The following is a 20455-nucleotide window of genomic DNA, read 5'->3' on the forward strand; positions in this document are numbered from 1 at the left end:
TTATGCTACCTTTTGTTTTAGATTTACTTCAAGCAGTCTTTGTTCATGTTTGGTCAAGTATTCTTTGAGTAGAGCGCAGACATTATCAAGCTTCACTTTGTAGCGTATTGCTTTTAAACCTGAAATGCCCTGCAAATCATTTAGATCATAGAGCTCAATTTCACCAACCACATAATTAAGAGATTTCAAAAATTGGATATGCTTTAGATATTCATGTAATTCGTTATCATGGGTGTATACAATTGCTACATGGCCAGGAGAGGTTAATCTATCATCCTTACCTTTAATTGTGGCCTTATCAATTCTTTTTTTCATAATTTCATATCTAGCATTGTAGGCACCATCCACATTCAGCTTCTTTTCATCAATGTGAAATCTTATGTTTAATGGAGTTACTTGTGCAGCTATAATATGGGCCATATCTAATGGGATACTCAAAAAATGCTTTAATTTGTGTGCAATAACGGCACTTTGTGTAACGCAGATAAGTTGCCAGAGTCTTAAGTTTTTAATTGCTAAATCAGAATAAAGACTTTTATCTTCTAAAAGTGACCTACCAGCATATATATTGTGGTCGACACCATCTGTGCTAGATTTATCAAAGTAATGTGGGAATAATTTTTGAATTTCTTCTTGTTTAACTTCTAAAAACTTTGAAAGCGTATTATTAATATCTAATACACAATCTTCGTAAGTCTTTCTTTTGTTATAAATCAGTCCTGTTTCAGTATGAATGTGGGACTCATATTTTAATATGAATTGTTTGATTTCAGGCGAAAATTCTTTAAAAGTATCGAAATGTGGTAGAATCTCCAGTTGGAGAAAGCTTAATACTTTTCCTTCATCAGAAGCATTGAGGTCTTTACTCAGATTTTCGATTTTCTTTTTAACCTCGTAATTTAATTCTAAAATCATACTAAGTGGGCGATTTTGGTAGGCCATCGTTAATATCTGAGAAATAAACTGAAGTTGATCTAATAGGTCAAATTGAATAGATTCATTTCGAATAGTACTTGAATTCTTGATATCACTAGCTGCATATAAGGGATACACTTCCTCAAAAGTTATCGGAGGTAAGTCCCCATACTTATGACTTGAAGAGTCGTGGAGATAATTAAAAGCTACTTCCTGAAATTTCCACTCTAAAGATGGATGAATGGAAGTGCATTTCTCTCGAAGTATTTTATCAACTCCCATATCTAGAACATCTAGTCTTCTTTTTATAGTAAGTGCAAATGTAGGGATAAGCTCATTGAGTAATTTGATATCGAAATATCCTAAAGCATGCTTTGAAGATGATCTCAATTGAAAAAAACCAATGACTTCATTTTGAGCAACCATTCTAATAAGTAGACAACTTCGTGCTCCTTTTTTGAATAAGTGATTTAATACTTGATCATCTGACTCTCTATTGGCCATTTCTAAGTCGTTATTCAGAAAAAGACCTTCATTTAAAACAGTACTTACACTCGGTGGAATTCCTTCACTAATGTCTTTTGACATAGAATCAAGAAATATATTTTCATTTTTAAACTCACAATCAGTATCTATCAAATACACTTTATCGTTTTTAAAAACTGCCAGACCAAAGTCAATATCTCCATTATCTAATAAAGATTTGAAAGACTGATGAATATAACTAAAAAGATTAGCATTAGATATACTAGTCTCCTTAAGGAGTCTTTCTTTTACTCTTGTTGTGATAATCTCTGTCGTAACATCAGTTCCACGCAATAAAAATATTCCTTTAAATTCATAATCTGTTGTGGGGAATTTTTTTAAAAGATAGTCACAATCATTAAAGTTATTAAGAATTTCTTCGACCTCACTGGATGAATAAATTTGAGTATTTGGATTTATCTTAATAACTTCACAATATGTATCTTCCATTAACATATAAAAATATTTCATGGATCTTTCAATATGATCGCTATTTGCAAACAAGGTTTTTATTTTATTAATGTCAATATTTGTATTATAAAGTTTGTTCAATATAACAATAACACTGCCTTTAATATAAAGCTGTTCGAGATCTTCTTCTCCAAAGTAACGAGCACTAAACTCGTTTTTTTCATTCATAAATTCTTTTTTAAAAGGAGGAGAACTATAAATAGGTGAAAAATTAAAAGGCGCGATCGCAGCAACATAAATTTGTTCCATAGACATAGGGGGAAACACAAGATTAAATATTTCCCCCATTTTGTTGTGACATCCACAAATGACTTCTGTTATGTTTTCATAATTATGAGCTTGAGTCTGAATTTCATTTAAAATCCATTTTTTTGTATCTTCTCCAATATATGATGATTCATGAATAGACTCTATCAAAGGAGCTAAACTTAATGTCACCTTATATGGGCTTAAGGAGTTGCTGATTTTTTTTTCACTCAAATTTTACCTCGTATATTTTCTTATCGTAAATATTGGAAAAAATTTAAGAATTTGGCGGTACTTGATTTTATTAGTACGAGAATCCTCCCATTTTTTCAAACTTAGATTCATTTGGTATAGAGGAAAACTATCCAGTTTATACCAGGATACGTTTAAAGTTAGGTTCCCAATATGACTATATACAAAATTAAAACCGACGGTATCAAGTTTCAAATTCTCGATCTAGAAGTAAATGATTGTATATATGATGCCGCTAAGAACTCGGTTTCGACTCCATCTACATTGATATAAAAAAATATCAAAAGAGGAGAAAAATTCTTGCTCAAGGTTGCGGAATGATTCGTTTGCTCACAATGTACAAGTGCGAAGAACTTTGAAAAATTTTCGTTGAAGTTGATCCAAAATACACTTCGCAAACTTGTCCAAAGTGCGATGAAAAGCTTCCAGAAAATCGAGATAAGAAAAAACAATTCGAATTTAAGTGTCAAAATGAAAATTGCAATTATGAAGCAAATGCAGATATTGTCGGTTTAAAACATAACATTGAATTCTCTATCTGAAATTTCTTCACAGAAATTTGGGCAAAATGAAAGTATTTTAAATCACACACTGCCTGCCTAATATCGGACAAATCTCTCGAAGCTTTGATTATTCCAGATAGACTTGTGAGTTTTTTTCATGAAAATTAATTTTCAAATGGATTGGTGAATCTGTAAATACATATAATATGTTTACAGTAATGAAGTAACATGCTGTTTTTTAAAGAGAGGAGACAATAATCTCAGTGTTTCTTGTGTAGTGCGTTGTTAAAAAATGAATATTTTAATAACACTAGTGCATTGTTTGCTTTGTATGAAAGATTTTCTATGGTAGATAGTCTGTACTGTTACTTATAGATATCTGAGCGAAAGTTATTTCAGGTATCTTGAATACCACTGTTGTATTCAAATTTTTAGGATTTTTTACGTGCATTCTTCTCTATTTGGCCTTATCTCTCACAAACAATTTAATCAATATAATTCATCACGCATTTTTATAAGGAGAAAAGTATGAATTCAAAACTTTATGTTGGAAACTTGTCTTACAACCTACAAGAGCAATCTTTGAAAGATGTTTTTGCTGAGTTTGGAGAAGTTAGATCTGCAAAAATTATTATGGACCGTGACTCAGGAAACTCAAAAGGTTTTGGTTTTGTTGAAATGGGAAGTAATGACGAAGCACAATTGGCCATTGATAATCTAGATGGTAAAGAAGTTGATGGCAGAAATATCAGAGTTAGCATTGCAAAAGAAAAGCAAGGCGGTGCTCGTGGTGGATCTCGCCCTCAAAGAAATTTCAATAGATAATAATAGTTGAGGAGTTCAATTTGTTGACTCCTCAATTATTTCCTCCCTTTAGTTTTTGATTCCAATGAGTTATCATTAAGTAATGAGTTTTAAAAATTTCTTATTGTGCTTATTCACCGTTGTTTCCTGTTCTCACATTCAAAAACCTACTTTAAATGAAATCAATTCTGCTGATCATCAAGATTCTGATCCCCAAGAAACAGTAGTCATTAGTGAAACTGAAGAAAAACAACATGATTTTAATGCCTATAGTAATGATCGAGTCAATAAATGGATTGAATACTTCGTGTCCAGAGACAAAGATCGTTTTACTCGCTATCTTACGCGAGGGCTTAAATATAAAGAAGTTATCCAAACTATGCTGGAAGAAGATCAATTACCAAGTATACTTTACTATCTTCCTTTAATAGAAAGTGGATTTGCCCTTCATGCCCATTCTCATGCAAGTGCAGTTGGGCCTTGGCAGTTTATTCGTGGTACTAGTAAACGATATTCTTTAAAGACTAACTCTTATATCGATGAGAGAAAAGATCCAATTCGCTCTACTGAGGCCGCTACAAAATATCTTAAAGATCTTTATAATGTTTTTCATTCGTGGGAACTTGCAATTGCTGCATACAATTGTGGGGAAATTAGAGTTTTGCGCGCGATTATGCGTGGAAAATCTAGAGATTTTTGGGAACTAGCAGATAAAAAACTACTCCCGAATGAAACTATTAATTATGTTCCTAAATTTTTAGCAGCTGCAATTGTGGGTGAAGATTTCGAAAAATATAATCTCTCTGTGCCAAGTATTGAAACTTTTCCTGATGTAGAATCAGTAGAAGTGAGTGGGGGAGTGCATCTCTCACAAATTGCCAAAAAGTTAGAAATCACTCTTGATGAACTCAAAGAAGTAAACCCTGGTTTAAAGAATAATTATACTGATGGAAGTACAAAGCTTACAGATATTTGGATACCTTCAAATCTAGTAGCAAGGGCCAACCAGATAAAAAATACGTTTGTTAGAAGTGTCGATTATAAAAATATTAAATCAATAGATGATAGTCCTAGCATCCATAAGGTAAAACGTGGTGAAAACTTGAATCTGATTGCTCAAAAGTATAAAATGAGTATTTCAAAAATTATACACATTAATAATCTTCGGAGTTCTCGAATCTATCCAGGACAGAATTTAGCACTTAGAACTCGTCACTATAAAAAAGTAGAGGGAAGCAAATTTTATTTTGTACGCAAAGGTGATGGCCTAATTGCAATAGCTAATAAATTTGGAATATCACTGAATGATTTAAAAAAAATAAATAATATCTCTGGACAACGAATATACATTGGACAGAAACTAAGTATTCAGAATAACTCTCAAAAAAATGTTTTAGAGTACCGGGTGAGAAGAGGGGATAACCTCCATCGAATTGCAGATAGATACAATGTCACAGTTAGCTCACTCATTGAAAAAAATGGGCTGAGAAATTCGAAAATATTTGTTGGTCAAATTATTAAAATCTAAATTTATTATTTAACGTCCTCGTAGAAATTCTTTTGGCATTTTGATTTACAATCACTCAGGTTTTTGTAATCGTACTTACTATACTTTAGACTACAAGCGTCCTGACAAGCATCTCTTTTAGTTTCAGCATATATGGTTTTTGAAGTTCCACAACCGTTTATTGTTAGAAGGACTAATAGTATTAAAAGTTTCATAAGTTTTTTCAACCTTACTAAAAGTTAATATTATGACTTAAAATAATCCTGTGAGATTTGGAAACATAAAAATACTTTTAAGTCTAAAATTTTTAATTCACATCTGTCAACGAACTTGAGACTTCAATGATATTATCGCCATTAAAATTATTTGTATGTGCTTGATGTTGCATTTTGCTTGCTTCAAGTCGATTGGCCATCTCTTCCATTGTACCAAAAAATGAAAGTGACTTTCCACTAAGTTCCATTACATTTTTCATTTTATGTTCATTTAATATATCTGATAGCTCTCGTTTCATTTTATCGATAATTTTGAAACCATCTAACATTATTGCTGAACAGACCTGAAGAGTTGTTGCACCCATACACATAAACTCAGCAGCAGAATAACCATCAACAATTCCGCCAACTCCACTTATTGGAGTTTTGGGAAAGGCCATAGCAAGTTCACCAACCATTCTTAAAGCAATAGGTCTTACAGCTTTATATGAATATCCACCAAAGGCCGAAATACCTTTAACATTGGGAACTGGTTTAAAAGTTTTTAAATCAATATTTGAAATTGATAAAAGAGTGTTGATGGCCACCAGTCCATCTGCTCCCCCCTCAATGGAGGCCCTTGCTGGTTCACAAATATCAGTGATATTTGGAGTCATTTTGGCCCAGACAGGAACAGTACCCGCAACTTCCTTAACCCAACTTGTAACATCTTTTACAATATCAGGATTTTGTCCCATGGCCCCACCCATTTTTCTCTCTGGCATACCATGGGGACAAGAGAGGTTTAATTCAATAATATCTGCACCGGCCTTTATAACTTTATCAGTGAGTTCTTGCCATCGCAATTTATCAGGTTCTTCCATTATAGAGGCCACTATCACCTTCGTTGGGTAATTTTTTTTCAAATCTCGAATATACTCTAACCAATCGCTACAAGGAATATCGGATATGAGCTCATTATTTGTCATTCCAATACATTTTCCACCGTCAAATAATTTTCCATATCTTGGAGCAATATTTCTGACTTTTGTATGATCCAATGAAAAGGTTTTCAAAACAGACCCACCCCATCCAGCATCAAAAGATCTGGCCACAATTTTAGCATTGGTAGATGGTGGGCCTGATCCAACCAGAAAAGGATTTTCAAATCGAACACCATTTGAGAAAACTTCAAGTAATTTAGACATATTTATTATCCCTGATTGCAATATTGGGTTTGATTTTGAAGCGAAATAAAACCAATGGCAACTTAAGTTTTGTTAGAGATCAGATTCAATTTCTAGCGGTGATGTTTGAGGAGAAAATCTTTTGATTACTTTACCACTTTCATCAATTAGAAATTTTGTGAAATTCCACTTAATAGCTTTGCTTCCTAAAATTCCTGGTGCTTCATTCTTTAAGTAATTAAATAAAGGATGCGCATTTTCTCCGTTCACTTCGATTTTGGAAAAAACCGGAAAACTAATTTTGTAGTTTAGCTCACAAAAGTTTTGAATTTCTTCATCTTTTCCAGGTTCCTGTCCTCCAAATTGATTACACGGAAAGGCAAGAATCTCAACCGTATCGATATATTTACTTTTTAGCTCTTCTAATTCTTTATATTGAGGTGTAAATCCACACTTACTTGCTGTATTTACAATTATAAGCTTTTTCCCTTTAAATTTTTCAAGTGTAACATCCTCACCAAATGCATCTTTGACAATAAAATCATATATGTTCACAGTCTATCCTATTTTAAAGAAAGTTAATAAAGCTGTTACGATTCCCATCAGTCCTTCTCCTGCAACTAAACCAGAAGCGACAGAGAAACCCAAAGTCTTACTGTTTTCAGGTGAAATTTTACCCCAAAGCATAAACAACAAGCAACCGATGAACATTGCAATCGAATAATATGCAGGAATGATAAAAGATATACCCATCGCCAGAGCACTAGGAATATAGGGTTTAATTTTGTCATTCATTTTTAACAAAGAGAGAATGACTCCGCAAATCGCAGCAATAATAACGGCCTTTTCTGAATGTGTTGGAAGTGAATCAAACCCCTTTGTAAGAAGTTCGGCCATCGCTTTCCATGCAAAGGCGGCCGGTGCAGGAAGCTTTTCACTTCCAATTTCATAGGCAGAGTCAAACAATTTGTAAATTGGTGCTGTTAAGAAAACTCCTGCAGTGATACCAAATAACTGGGCCTTAAATTGTTTCTTGGGAGAAGCACCAAGCAAATAACCAGTTTTTAAATCTTGCATCATATCTCCTGCTTGAGTGGCCCCTGCTCCAGTAATACCCGCGGCCATGAGATTTGTGACCATATTTCCCGGACTAATTGCGCCAAAAGCTGCCTGAGCAATTTTACCCATTCCTCCAATTGGATTGATGTCAGTTTCTCCTGTACTTCTTGTGGCGATCATTGAAAGACCTGAAGAAATAATAATTGCAAAAACTGTCACTAAAAGTGGGATTTTGAAAATAAAATTGGCCATAATGACCAAAAAAATACTTGAAACAAATAAACCTGTTGTCCACCAGATTAGTGGAATTTCTTGAGAGTCAGCTTCAGAATTGTTTTTAGATTCTACTTTTTTAAAACTATTGATGATTGATTTATACGATAAGATCAGCGCCATAATTGCATCAGTTACACTTAAGGCCACTCCTGGCCATAGTAGCCATCCTCTTGCTCCAGTTTGATAGTTCATTATATCTTCGGATACCCAACCCATTTGAGTAATTGAGGGCCCAATAAAACCCCAAGCAATGAGAGTTCCAATAAAAAGTGAAACACTTATTCTTGTGCCAATGAGTATGCCTGCTCCAAACATCATAGGATTTATGTATAATTTGAATCCCCAGGCAGAAATGGCCAAAAGGCCTAAACTCTTAACAAGTGGAGGCATTCCAAATGAAGGAAAAAAGTGTACTAGCAGGGTGTGTAATCCAGCAATGATTGCAATATAGAGTAGAGTTTTACTTTTCATTTTTGCAATGTCACTTTTTGCAAACATGGCCATTATTGTTTCGGCCGTTGCGATTCCTTGGGGAAATCTTAATTTTTCAATGATGATCATTTGTCGACGTAATGGAACCGCAAAAAAGATACCAATATACGATACTGATAGTGCCCACAAAGTGAGTTCTAAGGTTGTAAGTTTTACCCCAAGTAGACCCAAGGCCGGAACACTTGAAACAAAACCAGCTGAAGCAATGCCACCAGCTGCTGAAGCTGCAGTTTGAGAAATATTTACTTCTAAAATGCTAGGACAATTTTTATTATTGAATAAATTCATTATTGAAAAAGAAAGTATGGCACCAAGCAGGGAGCCACCTATCGTCCATCCTGTCTTCATACCAAAATAAATATTCATACAGTTTATAAGTGCGCCAATTGAGCATCCGGTAATAATGGCCCTTTTTGTTAATTGAAGTTCGTTTGGGATTGGTTCATAGATTCTTTCTGTCATGAAATCCTTTCTAATTATTGTTTTTAGAAGACTATATGGTGCAGCAAAATAATGTCAACTCATTTTGAGTTCAAATATTGCTGTATATGTGTAAAAGCTGGTATTTTAAATCGAGATTTAAACATTGGGATTATATGGAATATTCAAGTTGTGGCGTTGGATTTTTAGCATCATTAAAAAATGTATCAAGCTTTGAGAATTTGCAAACTGGACTGACTGGGCTCTTAAATGTCGAACACAGAGGAGGGGCCTCAATTGATGGTAACATGGGTGATGGTGCGGGAATTATGACTGATATTCCCTTTGAACTATTAGGTCATAAAAAAAATGAAATAGGGGTGGCCACTATTTTCGCTCCAAGGGATAACGAAATATATGAACGTTCTATTGAAGTATTTAAACAAACTTTTGAATTCTTTGGCCTTAAAATATTAGAAATTAGAAAAGTACCAATTAATGTAGAGTCAATTGATCAAAGATCAATTGAAGTAATGCCCAATATCGTGCATGCAATTATCAAAAGACCTGAACACTCAAGAACAGTTGCCTCATTTGATAAGTCTCTATACGAGGCCAAACAGCTTGTGAGAACGAAACAAAAAGAAGCAGGCATAAAAGGCAAATTCTTTTTTACATCTCTATCGGCCAGAACAATTATATATAAGGCCTTATGTACAGGTAAACAACTGAGTGAATTTTACTTGGATTTAAAAGATCCTAAATTTAAAACAAGCTTTGTGTTATTTCATAGGAGATTCAGTACAAATACTTTATCAAGTTGGGACAAGGTACAGCCTTTTAGACTTATTGCACACAATGGAGAAATCAATACAATTGAAGGAAATAGATCTGCAGCGATTTCTAGAGAGAAATCATTAGGTTTAAGAGATGACGAACTCATTACTCACTTTGATGCAAGTGACTCCGGAAATCTCAATGGAATGGTGGAAGCTTTAAAATATAGAAGTTCTATACCACATCTTGCTGAAATTCTCTCAATAATGATTCCTCCTGCACCAAATTTACAGTCTGACTATTATGATTTTTGGTCCCGGGCAATGGAGCCCTGGGATGGGCCAGCTTTAGTTGCATTTTGTGATGGAAAAAGGATTGGAGCAAGGTTAGACAGAAATGGTTTTAGGCCTTGCAGGTGGTCGCGTACTAAGGATTGTTTTTATCTTGCTTCAGAAACAGGATGCTTTGAGGTTGATAATAAATGTATTGTTGAACAAGGAAGTTTATATGCAGGCAGAAGTGTCCATATTCATTTACTATCAAGTAAAATTGATTTTCAAAATCCTGATAAAACGATCTATTATAAGAATGCTAAATTTGATGCACGTTTAATAAAGTTAGAATATATCAATTTTGATCCAATAAAAAGATACAGAAATAATATTCATTATTTTTATTATAGTAGAGAAACTTTTAGCAAGGAACTTTATCCAATGGTTGAAAATGAAACTTCTCCTATTGGTTCGATGGGAGATACAGCAAGGATACCAGCTATTTCTACAATTGATAGATCTCTATATGATTACTTCTATCAGAATTTTGCTCAAGTCACGAATCCTCCTTTAGACTATATTCGTGAAAAAATGGTAACAGAATTGAGGGTATATCTTGGCAGAAAGCCTAATATTTTTGGGACAAAAGAATTAATTCCACCTCCAGAGGCCTATGAGGCAACAAGTCCAGTGTTGAGTTTAGGACAGTTAGATTTTATATTACAAAATGATGGAGAATCTAATAAGACTTCTTTAAAAGTTAAAAAAATTGGTATCCTTTTTGATAAAGAAAGTGGGAGTAGGGGATGTAAAAAAAGAATTTATGAAATAGTTGAAGAAGCAATTCTAGCAGTGAGAAATGGGTATAATGTTATCGTTTTATCAGATAGAGATGTTTCTCATTCGCTTTTACCAATACCTGCAATCATTGTCATGCGTGCTGTACAATTAGGTCTTAATCGTTCAGGACTAAGACTTAGACTTTCTATTGTTATTGATTCTGGTGAAATTTATAATTCTCATCAATTGGCCTGCTTAATTGGTTTTGGTGCAAGTGCAGTCTGTCCATATTTAGCTCTTGAGATAGCTAGGTATGATGATATTTCAAGTGTCCAAGATCAATTTCCAGAAGAAAGAGAAAAGAGGCTTATCAAGAATTTAGAAAACGGTCTGCTTAGAATTATGGCCAAGAGGGGTATATCTGTTGTTCGCAGTTATCAAGGTGCAGAACTCTTTACAATAGTTGGTCTTGACCAACAGATGCTCCAGGCCTTTTTTCCTGGCCATAAAAGTTATGTTGGTGGTCTTAGCTTTAAACAAATGGTTCAAAAAATAATTGGACGATCTGAAGCAATTCCTGGAACAGTACATAATGATTATGTTTACAGAGAGTCCAATAAAGAAGGAGAAGGAGAGTTACATTCTATTACTTCAAAAAGAAGTCGTATTCTCCATAATATTCTTAAAGAAAGTGATAAAACTGATTGGGCAGAATTTCACAAAGAGCTCAGTGAAAATGTCATCCATATCCGTCATTTCTTTAAAGTTAAAAAAAATGAAAAAGAACAAAAAATTTCAGAAACGAGAAAATCTATTCTTTCTAGATTTGGCTGTGGAGCAATGAGTTTTGGAGCAATATCTGCTGAAGCACAAAGGGACCTTATTAAAGCATTCAAACAAATTGGAGGAAGAAGTAATAGTGGGGAAGGAGGTGAAAATCCTTATTATTATATTGATGGCACTTCAGCAAATGTTAAACAGATTGCTTCTGGCCGTTTTGGAGTAACAGCTGAGTATCTGGCCAATGCTCAAGAAGTACAAATCAAAATAGCGCAAGGGGCAAAACCGGGAGAAGGTGGACAGCTTATGGGAGTGAAAGTAACTCAAGGTATAGCAAAAGCAAGATTCGCAACGCCAGGGGTAGATTTAATCTCACCACCTCCGCAACATGATATTTATAGTATTGAAGATTTAAAGGAACTTATTTATGAACTAAAACAATTCAAACCTGATCTTGAAGTTAGTGTAAAACTAGTTTCAGGAGATAATATCGGAGCTATAGCAGTTGGAGTTGTCAAGGCCGGAGCTGATATAATTCAAATTTCAGGAGGAGATGGTGGGACAGGTGCTGCTGATCTAATGTCTATGAAACATGCTGGCCTTCCCCTTGAAATTGGTCTAGTTGAAGTTCAAAAAACTCTAGTAGAAAATGATCTAAGAAAATATGTCAAATTAAGAGTAGATGGTAACCTCCAAAATGCACGGGATATTATATTAACAACGATAATGGGGGCAGACCAATTTGATTTTGGAAAAATAGCACTTGTCTCTCAGGGTTGTATAATGGCCAGAGTTTGTGAAAAAAATACATGTCCAGCAGGAATAGCAACTCACAATCCTCGTTTTAAAGAAAGGTATAAGGGGACAGTTGAAGGAATTGTTAAATATTTTGAACACCTCGCTGATGAGACAATAAACTTTTTGAAACTGATTTCTTTCAATACTCTGGATGAAATTAGAGGAAAACTTTCTCTACTTGAAGTAGATGAAAAATATAAAAAATTTGTTAAAGAAAAGAATTTGCATTTTCATTACTTCAATACAGGAGAGTATTCATGTCCTCGATCTGAATTTAATCCGTCTCAACTCAATGAACTCAATCAAAAAATCTTAAGTAAATTTCTTGAAAACCCCTCTCTCAATAATTTAGGGAGCTTTCAAATACATAGTACCCAAAGAGCAGTTCCAAGTGTTATCTATGGGCACTTGGCCAGTAAAGTTATTGAGAAAAGATCAAATCTTGAAGACCGTTCAGAAGATATAAAAAATGAATTCCAATATAATATTCATCTCAAAGGAAATGCTGGCCAAGGTTTTGGTGTTTTTCACTCAGAAGGCGTCAGATTGACTTTAGAAGGAGATGCCAATGATTCTGTAGCGAAGGGAATGAGTGGAGGTGAAATTATTGTCATTCCAGAAAGTTCTAATTCCTCACTTCAGATGGGGAATGTTTTAGTTGGCAATATTTGTCTATATGGTGCAACTGGAGGAAAGTTATTCATCAAAGGTATGGCCGCAGATCGTTTTGCTGTTAGGAACAGTGGTGCAATTGCTGTTGTGGAAGGGGTTGGTTTACATGCATGTGAATACATGACGGGAGGTACTGTTCTTATCTTGGGAAGAGCTCTTGAAAATATTGGAGCAGGAATGACTGGTGGATCGATTTATACTTTTAAAAATAATATAAAAAATATTAACAAAAATTATATTAAGCACTCACCTATGACTCATTCAGATTGGAAAGTATTTCGTGAAATTATTCAAGAACATATTGAAAAGACAGATTCAATCATAGCTAAAAATCTAGATGAGCTGGATATAATTAAATTAACGACTGTAAAATAGGAACATAAGTATGAAATCACAAAAGTTTGATTTTAAAAATACTAGCGGTGAAATTTTAAGTGGATTGCTAGAAACTCCAAATACTCCATCAAAAAGAGTGGCCCTTTTTGCACATTGTTTTACATGTTCTAAACAGCAACTTGCAGCTGCAAGAATTTCCAGAAACCTGGCCAAAAGAGGATTTTATGTTTTGAGATTTGATTTTACAGGAATTGGAAATAGCGAAGGTGATTTTTCAAATTCTAATTTTTCTTCAAATGTGGATGATCTTATAAAGGCCTATGAAGCGGTTAGTGAGAAAATTAATAAACCAGAACTTTTGATTGGACATAGTTTAGGCGGGGCCGCAGTTCTCATGGCCTCAAAAAAATTAACAGAAATTAAGGGCGTTGTTACCATTGGGGCTCCTAGTTCTATGGATCATTTCTTAAAACATCTTTCAAAAGATGAACTCGAGGCGATTGAAAAAGATGGGCTAACACAAGTAAATCTCTCTGGAAGGATTATGACAATTAAAAATCAGTTTATCAAAGATTTAAGAGACAATAATTTATTAAAGGATTTAAATAAAACAAACTATTCTTCTCTTATTATGCATTCTCCTGTAGATCATATAGTGAACATTGATAATGCTGAAAAAATATATAGCTCACTTAATCATCCCAAAAGTTTTGTTTCTCTTGATAAGGCAGACCATTTGGTCTCTAACTACAAAGATGCAGAGTATATCGCGGAGATGATTTCAGCATGGTCCAGTCGCTTTAATACCCAAGAAGAGAAAGATTTTTCCCATCACCATGATGTTGTGACAATTTCAAGGGATAAACATAAATTCACTCAGGACATTTATTCTGGCAAACATTCTCTGGTCGCAGATGAGCCTTTAGATATAAAAGGGGAGGATTTGGGGATGAATCCCTATCAACTCTTGCTTTCAGCTTTGGGTGCTTGTACTTCAATGACTTTACGAATGTATGCTGATCATAAAAAAATTCCGTTAGAGGGAATTGAAGTTCAACTTTCACACCGAAAAGACTATGTTTCAGATTGTGAAAGCTGTGATCAAGGAGAACAAAAATTAGATATTATTCATAAAAAAATAACCCTAAAAGGAGATTTAACAGAAGATCAAAGAATTAAGATTTTCAATATTGCTCATAAATGTCCAGTCAACAGGACTTTGCTTAGTGAAATAAAAATTTCTGAAGAGTTGATTCTACCCAATGGAAACTGAAAGATTAAAAATTATATATCCCGAAGAAAAACATATCGCAGATATAATTTCATTTTATAAAGAGAACTCAGATTTTTTAAAACAGTGGGAACCAAAAAGACCACTTTATTTTTTTAAAGAATTATATTGGAGAGAAAACATTTCCAAAATGCAAAATTGCAATCACAAAAAATTTTGTTTGAGAGTTTTACTTTATCTTAAAGAAAATGAACAATTTCTAGGAATCGTCAATTTTATTCAGACCACACAGGCCAAGAGCTCATTCAGAGTCGGTTATAAATTAGGCGAGAATTTTCAGGGAAACGGGTATATGCTTGAAGCACTATCCTATTTAATAGATAAAATATTTAATGATGGATATGATATTGATAAAATCTTTGGAAACTGTTTAAAGCGAAACCATAAGAGTTTATCTTTATTAAAAAGACTTGGATTTAAAGAAACTGACAAAGAAGTAAAAGTTGAAATTGATGGACTTATCCAAAACCATATAGAGTTAGCTCTCTTCAAGTCCCTTCAAATATGATTTTTCCACTGAATAAATCTCTCTCGATAAGGATAATATTGAAGTGATATTTTTTGCACTAATTATTTGTTTATTTGATTCTTTTAATATTTGAAAATGTAAAGTTTCATACTGAGATTTTAGAATGGATTCATGCTTTTGAATTTGTTCGTCATTAAATTGAATTCCCTCACAAAAATCTTTTGATAAACCGTTGAGAAAATTAACAAATTCATTTTTCAAATTAGTTAATATACTAATAACTTGGGAATCTTCATATTCAATATACAAATCTTCAAATATATCCTTGTAGGATTTTAGTGCATGTAATAAGTGCTGACAATTTGAAAGAAGACTTTTAATGATCAAGGATTGCTTTTCATTTAATTCAAGTTGCTCAAGAGAAACGACTCTTTGAATGATATTTCCATGAAGTGATTTTAGGGACTGATAGTGATGTATAAATCTATGATCTCCCAAATTTTCTAAAAAGAAAGATGAATCATTGTTATTGAGAGCTATAGACTTATAAAAAAGTTCAACTATTGAAATCCTCAAAAAATCATAATCTTTCGATAAAATGACAATTGCCTCACCCACAGGAAGTTTTAACAAAGATTCTTTTGGCATAAATTCATATGACATCTCAACCTTTTTGTCTGGAAATGATTTTATAAGTTTTTGGGAAAAAATTTCCAAAATAGGAATAAATAGTAAAATTCCTGCAAAGTTAAAAAATGAATGCAAAAAGACAAGTTGAAATAACTCATGCGAAGATGAAAATATAACTTGTCCAAGATAAATCAAAAGGGGAAGGCAAATGAAAGCGATTGTATCCACAACGAGGTTAAAAAAGAAATGTGCAAACGCGACTCGTTTTTTATTAGTTCCTTGCCCAATCGTGCCAAAAAAAACGGTTGTAGTTGTACCTAGATCAGAACCTATAACCATTGCGGCCGCTTGGTGAAAATCAATGATCTGAACGCTTAAACCAGATAATATTATGGCCATTGAGGCCGAACTTGATTGAATGATTGCCGTTAAAATGAGTCCTATAAAAAGAAAGCTTACCGTCCCTAGGTGAGCAAAACTTGAGATATCAAAACTTTGCGCTACGTTAACGATGGAAGATTTCATAAAATCTAGCCCACTAAAAAGGAGTCCAAATCCTAAAAAAGCTGTCGCATAGTTTTCTACAATTTTTGACTTCTTATTTAAGATAAGAAGTAACGAACAAGTTCCTATGATAATATAACTAATCTCTTTAATCTTTAATTTAAAACCGAAGACCGTTAGAATCCAACCTGTAATCGTGGTCCCTAGATTTGCACCTAAAACCATTCCAATACCCTCTGTTAGATTAATGAGATTTGTTCCTACAAAAGACAAAACTAACAAAGAAACAAGCGAACTACTTTGTAAAAAAGCAGTTGCAATGGCACCACTTGCGATTGATTTGTATTTATTATTAACATTGTTTCTTAAAAATTTACGAAATCTTTCCCCGGAAATTGATTTTAACCCTTTTTCAAAAGTATTCATTCCATAAAGAAATAGACCAAGGCCAAGAAAAAATAGTGAGTAGTGAACATTTGACGGCATGTGTTTATTATGGCATTTTTTTCACACTTAGAACAACTTTTTGTTAGATTTAGATATGGATAAACAAAGAATAAAAGATCAACTCTTAAGTAAATTTCAATTGGATTTATCCAAGGCGAAAGAATCTCTAAATACAACCCAAGATTTTTTGAAATCTGATGATTTGGCACAAGAAAGTAAATATGACACTCGTTCTATTGAAGCGGGCTATTTAGCTGATGGACAAAGAAAAAGAATTGAAGAAATTGAACAAGATATTCAATTGATTCAAGATATTACGACAGATCTTTGTCACTCTGTGGCCATTGGCTCCCTTGTCTTACTTGAAATCAATAAGATTCAAAAATGGTATTACTATTCTCCCACCAGTGGTGGAACTATTTTAACAATAGATGGCCATCCTGTCGTTGTGATATCAGTATTCTCTCCCATAGGGGCACAATCTGTTGGATTAGCTGAAAAAGATAGTTTTGAAGTTGAACACAATAATGACGTTAGAGAATACATTATCAGAAAAATCGAATAGATTTCAGTACAAATTCTAGACAATGTAGGCAAAATGAATTTTTACTGTTAATATAGTGCATAACTTTGCTGTGGAAGGGAGAGAAGAATATGCAACGACTTGTTTTTACTTTTTTTATTCTATCATTTTCAGTTTTTGCAAATGAGTTGGATGCTCCTTCATTTACAATGTTCAAACAACTTCTTAAAGAGGCCAATAGACTTCAGTCTGTTATAGGTAGTCGGGCCATATCCCTGCTTGCTCCCACAAATCAGGCATTCAAAGAACTTTCCACTGAACAAATCAATGAACTAATAAATAACAAAGATGAATTGATTGCTTTTGTTGACTACCATATTATTGAGCATTCTCTCAGCTTTAATAGACTAAAAAATTCTAAGGCACTAAAATCAAAAAGTAATAAATTAATCAAAGTTTCAAACAAGAATTCTGATATTCTCATAAACGATTCTTTTGTTTTAAGTGTTGATGTTCAAAGAAAGGGCCCTACCGTTGTGGCCATCGACAAAATTTTAAATTATCAAAATCAAGTTAGCTATAATCCACAAACAGAACCGAATATTGATCTCAACAAATATTTAGGCACTTGTTTGAAATCGCCAATTGATCAATTTTTCGTGAAGGTTGCGTTTCTTCAAAAGTAGTTTATAAAAAGTTTGGAAGCTGAATCAGTGTATCAAATTACGTTTGAATGAAGATGGTGATCTCAATGTGCCAATGGATTAGCAAAAGTTAAAAGTTGGAGGATAATTCAAAAACTTAAAGAAGCTGAAATTATTTTTAAAGCAGCTCTGATTTTCATGGAGATTATCTGATATTAAAATAGATAGGATATCAAAATGTTCTGATTGGCGAATATTCAAGAAAGTATTTAAGGGTTCTTCGATCTCCTATGGTAATAAAAGAAATTCGAAGAGTATCTTGAATACTCCTTGGATATGAGAGGTAGAGAATTTCCAAAATATCTGACCGCCAAAAAAGAATAATATCTTTTTAATCATAGTTTGAAATTTCTTTTTCTAGTCAACCATCAAGTGGTTTTTCACTGAAGTAAAGTGAGAAACAAAATTTGGGCTTTTGTCGAATAAAAACTTTTTCAAAATTCCAACTGATATCAGTATTTTTGATTTAGTGTTTTAAGGAATTTGAATATTTCTAATTTTTCTTTTTCCCTGATCACTCTCATTTTTTCTGTAATAGGAATTCAACTCCATACTTTAACCTGCAAAATTTTGCCACACCTTCATATTAGTTTCTGGCGTTTGCCCACCAAAACTGGTCTGGAAGGAATACCTAAGGATCATTAAAACCTTTGTTTCAGTAGTTTTGAATATAATTTTCTAGACTTTCATCTTGAACTGATGGAGATAACTCACATTTGCGGCAATATTTGTAATTAAGACTACGCTAAAAAGATTGAGGAGAGCTTTTTCCTATTATGGTCTAAAGCTCAAATGAATAAATTCGGGATTGGTTTCCTGAGTAAAGATGACTTGAAAAAGATTTATAAATGATGAGAAATATTTCATTTCATACAACTGTCCTAAATGATTTACGAGAAAAAGTGTATCAAACTTTAATTCTAATGAATAATCTTAATAAAGTGTTGCTAAGTGAAAGTTGCATTAAAATTATATGTCATTATCTAAACCCCTCTATGAGCACCAGTAGCAGTTGATGAATAAAGAAGTGATCAAAGTGAATATTCCATAAGATTTGGTAGTAGATTGATTGATGTAAAAAATTCCTCTTGCCCCATATCCTTGTGTGTTGCTCAAGAAAAGCATACCAGTATATGGCAGACGTGTAGGTTCCGTTCTTCATGTATTATATTCAACATCATTCGCATGAGGAAAATGAAGCAGTTGTTATTGTTCAACTATTGGTGTACAAGTCGGGAAATGGGGTTGAGCTGTGCCACCTTTTGCATAGTCAACCCATTCGTTGACATTCCCACCTAAATCCCAAATTTCAGAACCATTACTAAGAACATGTTTCGCATCACTTGAGCGAGAAGTACCATAGACATTTATTCCCTCGTTACTCCTGGTACTTGTTCCAGAAACATATAAAATTCCTCGTTGAGGTAGCCGTCAATTCCAACTGATCCACTTTGTCCAATTAGCATCAACATTTTCAATGTTTCGCAATGTCATCCATTCTGCATTCGATATCAGGTCGTATTTATCAGTGACCTATTGAGAGAATTTCTGAACTTAAGCAACTCACTTTTAGCATTTATTACATGTGATACCGGCCCATGGGGCTGAGTCTTGCCTCGCGATATGGGATTATTTGACCCATCATTTTTGCTTCATATGCCATGACACAGAAATCAGAACTTGTACCCACTGTAGGTTCGCCGGGACTGCAACATAGCCTGTTGGACAAGAGTGCCAAAACCTCAAGTAATCTACTTTGTTTAGAGAAGCTGACCACCTCCTGCTCGGATTATTAGTACTTGGTTGTATAAATTGAATAAGTACCAGTAGAGACGAGAGAAGCTTGCACATCTACGTATGTGTCACTTGCTGTTGCAGACCCAATAAGCTGTGTACAAGAATTATCTTTGTATAATTTGATCGACTCCGTTATTAATATTTGAAACCCTAATAGTTGGAGAAGTGGGTCAGTTCCAGAGCTGGACGATGGTGATTGCATCGCTATTGTTGTTGAAGGTGAATCTGTGATGAATTTGTAGTAAGAGTTTGGTCATTTGTATTTCCATCAAAATCTCCATCATTGTTCATGTGACTCTCACCCTATAGGTGTATGAGGTTTTGCACTTAGTGATGAAACATCAAGATATGTTGTAGGTGCATTAACAGCTGCGATTAAACTCTCGTTGTCCCTCCAGACACGAAAAACATGGTAAATTGCTGCTCCAGAGAATGTTCAATTGATTCTCGGCTGAGCGGTCTGTAACTAATGAATAAGAAGATATTCCTGAAAAAGTAAGTTGCATCACTACCACTGCTACCACCCGAACCACTATTACTTCCACTTGATCCAGTTAAAAGTTAGAGTTAACATTTGAATTATCTATAATCTCAGGAGCATCAAAGGATGTATTTGAGGAGCCATTACAACTCAAGAAGGACAGAGTTGCAAATGAGTAGAAATAAATAGATTTTTTGGTCATTCCAATAGAAATGAACTCTTTTCTTATTCATGATGATGACATTTTTAACACAAGTTTTCAAAAAGGAAAGCAACCGTTGAATTTGCGCAAAGGATTGTTGATGTTTCAAAAACGCCAATAAATGTTGTTTTTTTTCTTATT

At 33.8% G+C, this 20455-nt stretch carries 15 protein-coding genes; 8 read left to right on the forward strand and 7 right to left on the reverse strand.

The annotated features are described in order from the left end of the window. Nucleotides 1–2391: a hypothetical protein gene (locus H6622_11730; protein MCB9062181.1), complete on the reverse strand. Its 2391-nt coding sequence runs from the start codon at nt 2389–2391 to the stop codon at nt 1–3. A gap of 380 nt (nt 2392–2771) precedes the next feature. On the opposite strand from H6622_11730, the gene H6622_11735 reads away from it, so the two are divergent. From H6622_11735 to H6622_11745, 3 genes are all read left to right on the forward strand, one after another. Beyond that, entirely contained in the window at nt 2772–2951 is a 180-nt protein-coding gene (locus H6622_11735) for a transposase (protein ID MCB9062182.1), read from the forward strand. Nucleotides 2952–3440: 489 nt separating this feature from the next. Further along, entirely contained in the window at nt 3441–3737 is a 297-nt protein-coding gene (locus H6622_11740; protein ID MCB9062183.1) for an RNA-binding protein, read from the forward strand. Nucleotides 3738–3819: 82 nt separating this feature from the next. Further along, nucleotides 3820–5244: a LysM peptidoglycan-binding domain-containing protein gene (locus H6622_11745; protein ID MCB9062184.1), complete on the forward strand. Its 1425-nt coding sequence runs from the start codon at nt 3820–3822 to the stop codon at nt 5242–5244. Nucleotides 5245–5249: 5 nt separating this feature from the next. Here the strand turns inward: H6622_11745 and H6622_11750 are convergent, their stop codons facing one another. From H6622_11750 to H6622_11765, 4 genes are all read right to left on the reverse strand, one after another. Continuing rightward, nucleotides 5250–5438 carry a hypothetical protein gene (locus tag H6622_11750; GenBank protein MCB9062185.1) on the reverse strand — a complete coding sequence of 63 codons (189 nt, stop codon included), beginning with the start codon at nt 5436–5438 and terminating at the stop codon, nt 5250–5252. A gap of 92 nt (nt 5439–5530) precedes the next feature. Continuing rightward, on the reverse strand, nt 5531–6625 hold the full coding sequence (gene preA, locus H6622_11755) for an NAD-dependent dihydropyrimidine dehydrogenase subunit PreA (protein MCB9062186.1): 1095 nt from the start codon (nt 6623–6625) through the stop codon (nt 5531–5533). Nucleotides 6626–6697: 72 nt separating this feature from the next. Next, complete coding sequence (locus H6622_11760) at nt 6698–7159, reverse strand: glutathione peroxidase (protein ID MCB9062187.1); 462 nt, start codon at nt 7157–7159, stop codon at nt 6698–6700. Between the two features lie 3 nt (nt 7160–7162). Then, nucleotides 7163–8893, reverse strand: coding sequence for an OPT/YSL family transporter (locus tag H6622_11765; protein ID MCB9062188.1), 1731 nt, complete (start codon nt 8891–8893; stop codon nt 7163–7165). Nucleotides 8894–9027: 134 nt separating this feature from the next. On the opposite strand from H6622_11765, the gene gltB reads away from it, so the two are divergent. Genes gltB through H6622_11780 form a run of 3 tightly spaced genes read left to right on the forward strand, consistent with a single transcriptional unit; the run spans nt 9028 to nt 15065 of the window. Next, nucleotides 9028–13305: a glutamate synthase large subunit gene (gltB, locus tag H6622_11770; GenBank protein ID MCB9062189.1), complete on the forward strand. Its 4278-nt coding sequence runs from the start codon at nt 9028–9030 to the stop codon at nt 13303–13305. Nucleotides 13306–13315: 10 nt separating this feature from the next. Continuing rightward, nucleotides 13316–14539, forward strand: coding sequence for an OsmC family protein (locus H6622_11775; protein MCB9062190.1), 1224 nt, complete (start codon nt 13316–13318; stop codon nt 14537–14539). Then, nucleotides 14529–15065 carry a GNAT family N-acetyltransferase gene (locus H6622_11780; protein ID MCB9062191.1) on the forward strand — a complete coding sequence of 179 codons (537 nt, stop codon included), beginning with the start codon at nt 14529–14531 and terminating at the stop codon, nt 15063–15065. Before H6622_11775 ends, H6622_11780 begins: the two co-directional genes overlap by 11 nt. Here H6622_11780 and H6622_11785 read toward each other — a convergent pair. Next, nucleotides 15036–16646 carry a Na/Pi cotransporter family protein gene (locus H6622_11785; GenBank protein ID MCB9062192.1) on the reverse strand — a complete coding sequence of 537 codons (1611 nt, stop codon included), beginning with the start codon at nt 16644–16646 and terminating at the stop codon, nt 15036–15038. The two genes, H6622_11780 and H6622_11785, sit on opposite strands and share 30 nt — an antisense overlap. A 55-nt stretch (nt 16647–16701) precedes the next feature. Between H6622_11785 and H6622_11790 the strand changes: the two genes are divergently transcribed. Next, the gene (locus tag H6622_11790; GenBank protein ID MCB9062193.1) at nt 16702–17172 is read left to right on the forward strand and encodes a hypothetical protein; all 471 of its coding nucleotides are present in this window, start codon (nt 16702–16704) and stop codon (nt 17170–17172) included. 89 nt (nt 17173–17261) lie between these two features. Further along, nucleotides 17262–17816 (forward strand): fasciclin domain-containing protein, encoded by a 555-nt coding sequence (locus H6622_11795; GenBank protein MCB9062194.1) that lies wholly within the window; start codon nt 17262–17264, stop codon nt 17814–17816. A gap of 1810 nt (nt 17817–19626) precedes the next feature. Here H6622_11795 and H6622_11800 read toward each other — a convergent pair. Then, nucleotides 19627–19833, reverse strand: coding sequence for a hypothetical protein (locus tag H6622_11800; protein MCB9062195.1), 207 nt, complete (start codon nt 19831–19833; stop codon nt 19627–19629). Between the last annotated feature and the right edge of the window lie 622 nt (nt 19834–20455).

The sequence above is a fragment of the Halobacteriovoraceae bacterium genome (assembly GCA_020635115.1).
Taxonomy (GTDB): domain Bacteria; phylum Bdellovibrionota; class Bacteriovoracia; order Bacteriovoracales; family Bacteriovoracaceae; genus JACKAK01.

Coding starts and splice junctions, on each gene's coding strand:
- H6622_11800 (MCB9062195.1), bottom strand. CDS start 19,833: ATGCAATCACCATCGTCCAGCTCTGGAACTGACCCACTTCTCCAACTA.
- gltB (MCB9062189.1), top strand. CDS start 9,028: ATGGAATATTCAAGTTGTGGCGTTGGATTTTTAGCATCATTAAAAAAT.
- H6622_11780 (MCB9062191.1), top strand. CDS start 14,529: ATGGAAACTGAAAGATTAAAAATTATATATCCCGAAGAAAAACATATC.
- H6622_11765 (MCB9062188.1), bottom strand. CDS start 8,893: ATGACAGAAAGAATCTATGAACCAATCCCAAACGAACTTCAATTAACA.
- H6622_11795 (MCB9062194.1), top strand. CDS start 17,262: ATGCAACGACTTGTTTTTACTTTTTTTATTCTATCATTTTCAGTTTTT.
- H6622_11790 (MCB9062193.1), top strand. CDS start 16,702: ATGGATAAACAAAGAATAAAAGATCAACTCTTAAGTAAATTTCAATTG.
- preA (MCB9062186.1), bottom strand. CDS start 6,625: ATGTCTAAATTACTTGAAGTTTTCTCAAATGGTGTTCGATTTGAAAAT.
- H6622_11775 (MCB9062190.1), top strand. CDS start 13,316: ATGAAATCACAAAAGTTTGATTTTAAAAATACTAGCGGTGAAATTTTA.
- H6622_11750 (MCB9062185.1), bottom strand. CDS start 5,438: ATGAAACTTTTAATACTATTAGTCCTTCTAACAATAAACGGTTGTGGA.
- H6622_11785 (MCB9062192.1), bottom strand. CDS start 16,646: ATGCCGTCAAATGTTCACTACTCACTATTTTTTCTTGGCCTTGGTCTA.
- H6622_11740 (MCB9062183.1), top strand. CDS start 3,441: ATGAATTCAAAACTTTATGTTGGAAACTTGTCTTACAACCTACAAGAG.
- H6622_11745 (MCB9062184.1), top strand. CDS start 3,820: ATGAGTTTTAAAAATTTCTTATTGTGCTTATTCACCGTTGTTTCCTGT.